We start from the raw sequence: 9409 nt of genomic DNA, 5'->3' as shown, positions 1-9409 counted from the left end.
TTCAGTAATTTCAGACCTTAAAATCAATTGTTTGACTTAGCTATTATTTTTTAATGCAACGCTACTGGAAAAATAAACCTTACCCTCGGAAGTGTTTTTTTCGTGATAGGTGTTTCTCTGTTCGTTGCAACATTCGATGGAAGTTTTGTCTTTAAAGAGCAGTTTCCGTCCTTATCTTTTTTATGTCTTGGTATTGCTTTGTTTTTTGCATCGTCTTTAGCAAAGCGGGATGGATAACAGAGTCAACGTTTATTGCTAGAGGACCGGGGGTGTTGGATTGATTGGTAGCGATATGTTTCTTGGAATCATTATCGTCATTGGTCACTTCGTATTTGCTAGTCTGGGCTTGGCTATATTTTCTTCCATTGTTCTTAAAAGCAAGGTGGTTCAGGGGTACTTTTATTTATGACAGCACAAAATCAGTTATTTCGTGCAACAAGGGATATTGATGTAGAAGTTCTCACCTCAGATAATGAACAACTGTTTATGTCATTGCTGAAGGACTTAAATATACATGTAGTTGGTGGAGTAATGGAGGTACCTCCTTCCGAAGACTTTAGGATTGAGGAGCATCGGTTTGAATTGGACGCGGGGTTTTCAAATATCCGTGTTTATGTACCGGAGATTGAAATGCTTGCTTGTGCAAAGATATTTTCAACCAGGGAAAAGGATTTAATAGACTTGAAAGAGACGACAATACTTGATAATTGTGACAAGGGAAAATTACTGAGAATGGTTGAGGAGTATCGTGGGTACCATACCTATCCAGAAAATCCGGATTTAAATGTGCACCAATTATTTCACATTTTTAGTGAAAAGCGTATATAATTTAATATACAATGGAACCATTTTGGATAGGAGGCCATTTTGCTTATGAGACAGAGTGAAACAGTGTCATATAGAGATTTTCTGGAAGAATTGCAAAAAGAGGCTAACTACCATGAATACGGTGGAACAAGCTATCGCTATAAGACGGCAAGATTATCAGTTGATGTTGCAAAAAGAACCGGATATGTAGATCTTTTCTTCGATAAAAATATGGCAGGCAGATTGGTTGCTCATCTGCTTCAAAAGGAAGATTGGGAACGGGTATCGGATGTTACAAAGTTGCTTCATGCTGTCGCTCTGGATTTAAAAATGAACACCCATCTTTCTGCCGAAGCGAGAAAATACGTTGCTGATAAGCAAAAGCATCGGAAGCAAGTGAGTTTAATAAAACATTAGAAGGCGTGTTCAATAACGAGGATAAAAAGGACGGCAGGCTAAGTTCGCGACGTCCTCGAAAAAGAAACCCACTTGTTCTTCTTTTCCAAGGAGCGGAGAAACATTGAGCTGATTTTTAACAAAGGCCCTTAAAATTTCTTTAAATAACTTAAACGCTTGAATACGAAATCCAAGCGTTTTGCCCTCTTTAATCTAGCGCTGTCTTTTCTGAACAAATAAAAAGGAAACCAATGCAATCAGCAGCTGTTTTTCCTTCTCCGCAAGATTTTTTGCCAAGTCCACGATATCATTATCGATATCCCGGAACAGATTAGTGTATTCATGTGGGAAATACCCATTGAAAAAATGCGCCCATTGCTTGCCATCTTCATCTTTTAATCTGAAATCCCCGGAAAACCCTTTTACATTCACCGGGAGCAGTTTCTCACCTGATGGGTCATAAAGGGTGCCCTTAATCGTCAGGAGACTTTTTAAATCGGTCTGTTCATAAACACCCAGTGTCTTTCCATCCTCAGCATAAATCATCACTGTTGTATTCAGAAGTCCTTTTCGTCTGAAGGTAAACAGCTTTTGGTTCTCGGTTGTGTAAAAACCATATGTCACTGGAAAGATCAATAAAGTTAGCTCCTTGAGAATCAGGTCGAGCGGATACAGCCAGAAAGGAGCACGAACCGGTTTAACCTTGCCGATAAAAGTTCCGTTTTTCTGAAACAGAAGCAGCTGCGGGAAAAAGCCCACATCTTTTTTTATCACTAGATGATCTAATTCCGTTATAGTTACTACTGCTTCCGGTACATGTATGTCCTTGACCTGATGATACTTATGCCGGCTCGTAAAACCGACTGCAATTATAAAACCTAATGGTAAAAGCAATACCGATGCCTCTAGCCAATCCTTCCCGGAGTGTGGCCAGTTAAAAAGAAGCCATACCGCAATAATAGCAAGTACGGCCACTGCTGCCACAACCGTACCTTTCATTCTCCGCTGGTACATTTCAGCTATCATGTAAGACTTCCTCTCTTTCTATTATAGCGATGTGGATAAACTATTTACTTAAGCCCTCATGCGAAGGGACACTATGAAACAACGTTATTAATTGGTTTAGACATAGATCATATGTAACATCCATATGCAGATTGGCGTAAATTAATGATAATAAACTTTTCGTACTTGATTCGTCTAAAGTAAAAATTTTCTTTTTCATTTGTTCTAACGTCAGAAAGCATACATTATGGAAGAACTTATAAGCAAAACTCGGCATTTGCGCAAATGCCGAGTTTTCCTAATATATCAATCATAACATCTTCCAAAGCCTCAGCTCCCTTTTTACCCGGCAAAACTTTTTCAGTCCACCGCCTTTAAATACAGGTCTAAAGAATCCTCTGCTTCCTTTGCGACTAACTGAATAAAATCATCATAGTCCTTTTGGGTATGTGCTTTATCCAATGCCTCGTAATAATCTAATCGATTTTCGACTTTGATGACAATTGGTGGAAAGCCATCTTTCATGAGTTCCAAATTTAGTAATAAGCGTGATACACGGCCATTCCCATCGATAAAAGGATGGATCCCGACAAAAATAGCATGTAACATGGCACCACGAGTAATCGGATGCAACCTTTTCGTTTCCTGTTCATACCAGTTCATGAGCTGTTCCATTTGTTCCTTAATAAGAAATGGGGGTGCTGGCGTAAGTTCGGCACCTGAGATAAACACTTGCTGATCGCGATAAGCGCCTGCATAATCATCATTGATTTCTTTAAGTACCAAACGATGTAAATTTTTAATCTGCCATTCCGATAAAGGTTCGTTTTTTTTCACAATTTCTTCTACATAGGTAATAGCGTCACGATGATTAATAACCTCCAGATGTTCACGCATCGTTTTCCCGCCGACTGTAATGCCTTCAAGTACAACTTTTGTTTCGTTTATCGTCAACGTATTTCCTTCGATGGCATTTGAGTTATAGGTCCATTCAAGCAGTAATTTTTCCCGAAGACTGCTTAATGTATATGTTGGCAAGGGTCGCTTTGCATCAAGGTGATCCTTTTTTTGATTAATTTGTTTAAACATTATATTTCACCTCGCAGGGTTAAGAAGGTATTTTGTACCATATAGAATCTCCATTTCACCCACTAATCAAAACAGCAAGAAGAAGTACTCCTTAAACGCATCTTCTCCAATTTAAACAATTTATCCTGTTTTATTTTCCTCACGCATTTACCATGTCACGTTTCAATATGTCAAGGTGTTACTATATCACGTTGTGACTTATATGGCGATAAAAAGCAAGATAATAGCTTTTGGCTATGTTACCTTAGAGCAACCGTAGTGCTGAAGAGTACAATGGGCAAGGATTAGTAGAACCTAATTACAAGTAAAAGGTATATGATGATTGCAAATTCTGCTATGATAGCACTAGAGCACTGATTCCACTTACGGGTGTACATAGCCCCGCCTGACGGGAATTAGAGTGACGTTAAACCACTACGAGCGAGAGGTGACAGGATGAATAAAAAAGTGATTATTGATTGTGATCCGGGCCATGATGATGCTATGGCTATTCTATTAGCGGCTTCCGATGTGAGCGACCTTAGCATAGAGGCGATTACGACCGTTGCAGGTAATGTTGGTGTTGACAAGAACACGATCAATGCGCTTCGTGTATGCGAACTTGCTGGTCTTGACGACACGTTAGTTGCCAAAGGGGCTGACCGGCCATTGGTTAGGGAGAAATTAGAAGCGGCTCATGTGCATGGCAAAAGCGGTCTTGACGGCACATCCCTTCCAGAACAGCCGGTCAAACAAACTGTCGACGCCCACGCTGTTGATGTCCTCATTGATAAGATCATGGCATCAGATGGTGATATCAGCATTGCAGCGATAGGTCCATTGACGAATATCGCGCTGGCTATGAGAAAGGAACCGCGGATAATTTCCCGCATCAAGGAAATTGCAGTGATGGGCGGCGGTACATACGGCAATCGGACGCCAGCTGCAGAATTCAATATCTATGCGGATGCCGAGGCTGCAAAAGCAGTGTTCGAAAGCGGCACGCCAATCACCATGTTTGGACTTGATGTAACCCATCAGGCGCTAGCTACGGACGAGCGAATGAAGCAATTGGCAGCGATAAACACGCCTGCAGCAACGGCCGTAACGGATATGCTTCATTTTTATTCCGGTGCTTACAAAGGGAAATTTGCCGGCGCTGCTCTTCATGATCCGTGTCCGATTGCATATCTGATTGATCCGACCATGTTCCAGCTGGAGAATGTGCGGGTTGACGTGGAAACAAAAGGCGAATTCACTTATGGCATGACTGTTATCGACGCAGATAGCAGAACAGACCAAAAACCAAACGCCCAATTCGCCCAGCAGCTCAACACACAGCAATTCTGGCAACTGTTTACCGATGCACTAATACACTAAGGTCGTAAAAGCAGCAAAACTGTCAAGCAGATTTCAAGAATTAGTGACTTAAATGGCAGAAAACAGTGGAAGCTGCCAACTATACCTCTTTTAATTATAATCGTAGCCAAACGCGAAAAAGTGGCATGAATTCAAAGAAATTTTTCCTGAATCATGTCACTTTTTCTAAGCTGATTTTCGATTATTGTTATAGAACTAGTCCGTATTGGCGATCCCCAGCTGGGTATCCAGCTCCCCATGAACCGATTCCGTTTGCATATCCTCCCCTTGCAGCCAGTTGGCAAAGTCAAATACAACTGGTTCCTGATTGCCGCCTAATGCAAACCAGGCTTTCCGTTCTTTTGGAAAGTAGGCGGTAGTATGAATCGTGCCTGCCCAGCTTTTGTACAAATCGGAAAATACCCCTTTGTCCGTATCATTCAACAGCCGGAATGCAGCATGTGCGTCAATGGACGTGCTGTTTTCCTGCTGAATTAAGTTTAACCTCCGGCGCGAGTCATCGAGATGGTGGCGGTTTTCATGGGTGAGCAGTTCAAAGTGATTCGTGCATGCATTGGATTTTCGTGCTTCGACTGATCGTGGCGATGCTTCAATGACGTATGTTTCTTCATGTCGATCCAACACAACATAGCTGAACGAACCGCGGTGAGGAAGTTCCTTCAGCAGCTGAATGGCATCATCGACGGTGGCGCATGTTTCCAGAATCATTCGCCCAATCATGTGACAGACAAAGCCGTCACCGGGTTTGAGCCGCTGCATGAAGTTATACCCCATGGTAAGTCCATGTTCGTTCATGCCATCCATGCGGCCGGTGACACGGGAAGCGGGGCCGGCAATGGCATACCCCCGATCCGTTGGCTGAAAGAAGCTGTAACGACCGTCATACGTCTGCGGCTGATAATCGTAATTACGCACCATAAAGTCAGTCCCTGTCAAAATGGAACAGCCGCTTGGTTTTGCGTTTACTCGGTAATGGCCGAAATCGCGGAGTACTTCCGTCATCGGCACACCAAGCGCATCACGCATACCGGTCAGTTCATCCCAGATACCCGGGGCAAATTGCATAAATGCCCTTTTGGCGTCCTGTTCATCGGTTTGAAATCGGGGTTTCCGAATGCGCCAGCTGTCCTGCCGATTGCGCAGCACGGCTGAATCACGAAGCGAGAGCCCCTGTGCATAGCCGAAATCATAATGGGTGCCGCGGAATTGGGTGATTTCACTATGTACCTTCGTCATGCAGATCATCCTTTTTATAACATTACTTCTATTCTATGACAACTTTCAAAAAAAAGAAAATTAATGGCTCCTCAAAAAATAAAATTTGACTTAAAATAAAAATAACAGACTGCTATAATATGAAGTCATATAGTAAAGGAAGGATACACTTGGCTCGGATTATATACATAGAGGACGAGATGGATATTGGACAATGGGTCACAGGAATTCTGAAGGCGAACGGTTACGACGTTACATGGCTAATATCCGGGGAAGAAGCGGATCGTTACATAATGGAAGCGGATGTTATTATTCTTGATGTGATGCTGCCAGGTCTGGATGGTTTTTCGATTGGAAAACGCATCAAAGAGGCCAGAAAGGATCTGCCGGTATTAATGCTTTCTGCCCGAACGGCAATAGAAGATAAGATTGAGGGGCTCCAGTTTGCCGATGATTATGTCACAAAGCCTTTCCATCCCGAGGAGCTGACAGCACGGATTGAGGTACTGCTGAGGCGATTTAACAAGCAGGATGAGGATCTGCTTCTGCAGCACTTAACAGTCAATACTCGGGATCTGCAAATTATAAATAATGAAACAAAAAAAGAGATTCAACTGACCGGGAAGCAATACCAGATCTTCAGCTACTTCCTTCGTCACCTGAATCAGATTCTAACGAAAGAGCAGCTGTATGAAGGTGTCTGGGGGGAGTCTTATATTGATGGTGACAAGACATTGATGGTCCATATTCGCCACTTGCGGGAAAAAATCGAAAAGGATCCGGCCCAGCCAGCAATTATTGAAACGATTCGTGGCATCGGGTACAGGGTGAGAAAATGAGATTTTTCAAATCATTGCAGGCAAAATATCTTCTAATAATCCTAATGGCGCTTTTCGTTGTTCAGATCAGCCTGCTAATATCGGGTTTTATCTGGCTCAATGCAAGTGTGGAAGATGTGGAACGGGGCTACGCCGGGATTGAAGATAAGTGGCATCAAGATGCTGGTGGGATTAAAAATGGTACAGAAGACACTGTCATGCAACTATTCAAGGAATGGAAGCAGGCTTATCCGGAAGCCTCTATGTTTTGGGTGAATGATAACGGTCATCTGTCTGCCGAGCTTAATGTTACGCAAGATTTACCGGCAGAGTGGGATCCGGTCTATACAGCGGAGTTTATTAAGGAACGATATGACGGCAATCCATATACGGTCGTAGCATTTCTTGGACAAGAGCATAATCAGGGATTTATCGTTTTTCAGATTCCCAGGATGATTATGGAAAATGCGAGCAGTGACAAGACTAAGATATTATCCATCACATCTCTGGTACTGATTATTTTGTTTATCATTGTGTCCCTTTTCTTTTTCAGACGTATCCGAAAACGACTGCTGTATTTGCAGAAAGCGATGGCTGTACGGGACGTTGACAATCTGCCGGTTTCGATTCATGTAAAAAAGGATGACGAAATTGGCCAGCTTGAAACGGCCTTCAACAATATGGTTCATGAACTGCGGGAAAGCCATCAGCGGGAACAGGAGGAAGAACAGCTTCGGCGTGAGCTGATTGCTAATCTGTCACACGACTTGCGAACGCCTTTAACGAAGATGCGGGCGCAGATAGATACTATCTCTAATGAGGGCTTGTCCAATGACGTTTATCAAGCTTTTCACAGGCTGGAAGGCTCTATTGATCATATTGACAGATTGATGGAAAACCTTATGTCCTACACTCTTTTAACGGCAAGCAAAATGAAATATCAGCCTCAAAAAACGGATATTCTCCGTCATGTCCGAACTTCCCTGGCCGCTTGGTATCCGCTTTTTGAGCAGGAAAGCTTTGATATCGATGTCAATTTGGGGCCATTTGAACAGAATGAATGGCTGGTTGATCCGTTATGGATGGACAGGATCCTGGACAACGTATTGCAGAACGTCATCCGCTATGCCAAAGAAGGCCGGTACATCGGTGTGACAACAGAGTCTGCCAGCGGCTATGATGTCATTGTCATTACCGACCACGGACCGGGCATTTATGGTAACGCAGGTGAAAAAGGTGTTGGCATTGGGTTGTCTATTGTCGATATGATGGTTAGGCAAATGGGGCTGGACTGGAATATGGAATCGGGTGAACACGGGACGGTCGTCCGAATTAAAAGAATGAAGCAGAAGCCCCAAGGGGAGACGGTTGATACGTAAGTGCATTTATGGAACAAAGCAGACGGAGATTATCAATTCTCGAAAGACCCCTTGTATCTGCCAGAAGTGATGGCAAAAGTTATATTTACGTAAATTTTAACCCAAACCCAAAATACGCCCAATATGCTTTAACTATACTGAGGACCTTTTACAATTTTTGTGAACCCTATAAATCAGCTGATGGAAAAAACTTACCCAACAAGAAATATGATTGGAATGACATCATATTTCTAAGGTAGTACCAGTTTTTAAATCGTAATTGTTTCTGGATTTCACAATACATTCTGAATTTTTATGTTAAAATAAATTTATGATTTGAAAAGGGATATAGTCTTATTAGCGAAACGATTAATTGAAGAGTAGCATTAACCTGTGTTCGATAATCGGGCCAGATTGTTTAAAAGATAGCGTATGAAAGGAAGTGTTAATCATTACAATTTCATTAATATTTTTAGTGATTGTAGGTGTCATTGTACTTTCAATGTTTATTGTACCTGCAATTGTAGCTATTAGAAAAAGTGAAAAGGGAAAACGCCCTTTTAAAATTTCTTATGTAGTAGTAGGACTATTGATTTTTCAATGGGTGTTTTTTCTAACTAGCGGTTACACTTTACTACCAGTAAACGTTGCCGATGCATTGTTTATACCTGTATGGTTAGTGCTGTGTCTAGGAGGGGCAACCACAGCTATCATTGAGTTCAAAAATAACAAAAATTTTTCTATTCCAGTTGGAGGTTTAACAATAATAAGTTTTTTGTTTAGTGTTCTTGCCTATGGAATAGGAGAAATGTGATTTGGGAAAACAACAATTGGGCGCACTTCTGGAATATAAGACATTGCCAATTTACCATTGTAGGGCCATTTAGCGGAATAAAAGACTAGGTTTCAATTACAACATAATTTAGAATAACTGGGGTAGAAAGTAACCTATAAGAAATCGGGTGTTAAAATGAATTTGTTACTTTGGATAACGGTTGGTTTTATCCTAGTAGGATTTTTTGTCCTTATGTCAATGAAAAAAAGCATGGAGGAAAGAGTTGCTTTAGCAATAGAAAACAAGGACGTTATGGAGGGCAAACAGACATCAACTAAACCTGTTGTTTGGTGGATTGTAGGAGCCACTGTGTGGGGATTAGTAAGTATGTTATTAATCGTGTGGTCTTTTTCTGTTTATGCGTAAATGATGGATGCAATGGAGATAGGCTAAGGGTAAATAATTCATTTTTGTGATAGTCCATATTTAAGCAATCGGGCGCCATTCCGGAATAAGACTTAGTGCCTGTTCCATGTATAAGGGGTTATTGTTGAATAAGGGCGGTAATGAAAATGTTACGTAAAATA

The 9409-nt window shown here is 41.7% G+C and carries 10 protein-coding genes and 1 pseudogene; 8 read left to right on the top strand and 3 right to left on the bottom strand.

Translation table 11 applies throughout. The features are described from left to right. Nucleotides 1–405: 405 nt before the first annotated feature. Together ACFSUO_RS15950 and ACFSUO_RS15945 are read left to right on the top strand one after the other, a co-directional pair. A complete protein-coding gene (locus tag ACFSUO_RS15950; protein WP_382395908.1) occupies nt 406–828 on the top strand; it encodes a DUF6036 family nucleotidyltransferase in 423 nt (140 codons plus the stop codon). Between the two features lie 45 nt (nt 829–873). Further along, nucleotides 874–1224 carry a hypothetical protein gene (locus tag ACFSUO_RS15945; protein WP_382395906.1) on the top strand — a complete coding sequence of 117 codons (351 nt, stop codon included), beginning with the start codon at nt 874–876 and terminating at the stop codon, nt 1222–1224. A 192-nt stretch (nt 1225–1416) separates the two neighbouring features. Here ACFSUO_RS15945 and ACFSUO_RS15940 read toward each other — a convergent pair whose 3' ends face one another. Together ACFSUO_RS15940 and ACFSUO_RS15935 are read right to left on the bottom strand one after the other, a co-directional pair. After that, entirely contained in the window at nt 1417–2229 is an 813-nt protein-coding gene (locus tag ACFSUO_RS15940) for a hypothetical protein (RefSeq protein ID WP_382395904.1), read from the bottom strand. Nucleotides 2230–2568: 339 nt separating this feature from the next. Next, entirely contained in the window at nt 2569–3297 is a 729-nt protein-coding gene (locus ACFSUO_RS15935; protein WP_382395902.1) for a Fic family protein, read from the bottom strand. A gap of 435 nt (nt 3298–3732) precedes the next feature. Between ACFSUO_RS15935 and ACFSUO_RS15930 the strand changes: the two genes are divergently transcribed. After that, a complete protein-coding gene (locus ACFSUO_RS15930) occupies nt 3733–4656 on the top strand; it encodes a nucleoside hydrolase (RefSeq protein WP_382395900.1) in 924 nt (307 codons plus the stop codon). A gap of 195 nt (nt 4657–4851) precedes the next feature. Here the strand turns inward: ACFSUO_RS15930 and ACFSUO_RS15925 are convergent, their stop codons facing one another. Beyond that, nucleotides 4852–5892 (bottom strand): C45 family autoproteolytic acyltransferase/hydolase, encoded by a 1041-nt coding sequence (locus ACFSUO_RS15925; protein ID WP_382395898.1) that lies wholly within the window; start codon nt 5890–5892, stop codon nt 4852–4854. Between the two features lie 149 nt (nt 5893–6041). On the opposite strand from ACFSUO_RS15925, the gene ACFSUO_RS15920 reads away from it, so the two are divergent. From ACFSUO_RS15920 to ACFSUO_RS15900, 5 genes and pseudogenes are all read left to right on the top strand, one after another. Further along, a complete protein-coding gene (locus tag ACFSUO_RS15920) occupies nt 6042–6710 on the top strand; it encodes a response regulator transcription factor (protein ID WP_382395896.1) in 669 nt (222 codons plus the stop codon). A 44-nt stretch (nt 6711–6754) separates the two neighbouring features. Then, nucleotides 6755–8068, top strand: a complete 1314-nt coding sequence (locus tag ACFSUO_RS15915) for a histidine kinase dimerization/phospho-acceptor domain-containing protein (protein ID WP_382395894.1) — start codon at nt 6755–6757, stop codon at nt 8066–8068. Continuing rightward, nucleotides 8068–8307 (top strand): annotated as a pseudogene (locus tag ACFSUO_RS15910) (insertion element protein); the annotation flags it as partial. The gene ACFSUO_RS15915 and the pseudogene ACFSUO_RS15910, both read left to right, overlap by 1 nt. A gap of 182 nt (nt 8308–8489) precedes the next feature. Continuing rightward, complete coding sequence (locus tag ACFSUO_RS15905; protein WP_382395892.1) at nt 8490–8861, top strand: hypothetical protein; 372 nt, start codon at nt 8490–8492, stop codon at nt 8859–8861. A gap of 156 nt (nt 8862–9017) precedes the next feature. Next, nucleotides 9018–9248: a hypothetical protein gene (locus tag ACFSUO_RS15900; RefSeq protein ID WP_382395890.1), complete on the top strand. Its 231-nt coding sequence runs from the start codon at nt 9018–9020 to the stop codon at nt 9246–9248. Nucleotides 9249–9409 lie beyond the last annotated feature (161 nt).

It is taken from the genome of Lentibacillus juripiscarius, assembly GCF_042685205.1.
GTDB lineage: Bacteria > Bacillota > Bacilli > Bacillales > Amphibacillaceae > Lentibacillus > Lentibacillus juripiscarius.
Note: the sequence above shows the minus strand (reverse complement) of the source record. Positions and strands in the feature narration are given on the sequence as shown.